The following is a 770-nucleotide window of genomic DNA, read 5'->3' on the forward strand; positions in this document are numbered from 1 at the left end:
GCCTCAACCTCGCCTACGGTTCGTCGATTGCCAGCATCGGGCTGACCATCCCGGCAATCGCGGTCGTTTCGATGTGGACCGATGACACCCTGGCGCTGGGCCTCGGGGCCATCGAGATGGTGTTGTTCGCCCTGACCGTCGTGGTCAGCGTGTTGACCGTGGTGCCGGGTCGGGCTACCCGGCTGCAAGGCGAGGTGCATTTGGTGCTGCTCGCTGCGTACTTGTTCCTCGCGGTCATCGCCCCGTGAGCGGTCGCGTGGCGCCCGCCGCGCCGTGCGGCGCGATTAGGATCAGCCCTATGACGGTCACCGCCCCCGAGCTGCTCGACTACGACGACGTCGTCGCCCGCTACGAGCCGGTGCTGGGCCTGGAGGTGCACGTCGAGCTGTCGACGGCCACCAAGATGTTCTGCGGCTGCCCGACCACGTTCGGCGCCGAACCCAACACCCAGGTGTGCCCGGTGTGCCTGGGGCTGCCCGGGTCGCTGCCGGTGCTCAACGAGGCCGCTGTGCATGCGGCGATCCGGATCGGGCTGGCGCTGAACTGCGAGATTGTGCCGTGGTGCCGGTTCGCCCGGAAGAACTACTTCTATCCGGACATGCCGAAGAACTACCAGATCTCCCAGGACGACGAGCCGATCGCGGTCAACGGCCACCTCGACGTGCCGCTGGCGGACGGCACCAGCTGGCGGGTCGGCATCGAACGCGCGCACATGGAGGAAGACACCGGCAAGCTGACCCACCTGGGCAGTGACACCGGCCGCATCCACG

2 pseudogenes are annotated in these 770 nt (G+C 67.7%); both read left to right on the plus strand.

The features are described from left to right. Positions 1-248 (plus strand): annotated as a pseudogene (locus F6Q13_RS18425) (ionic transporter y4hA); the annotation flags it as partial. 50 nt (positions 249-298) lie between these two features. Continuing rightward, positions 299-770, plus strand: a pseudogene (locus F6Q13_RS18430) (Asp-tRNA(Asn)/Glu-tRNA(Gln) amidotransferase GatCAB subunit B); the annotation flags it as partial.

This window comes from Mycobacterium sp. (genome assembly GCF_008709575.1).
GTDB lineage: Bacteria > Actinomycetota > Actinomycetes > Mycobacteriales > Mycobacteriaceae > Mycobacterium.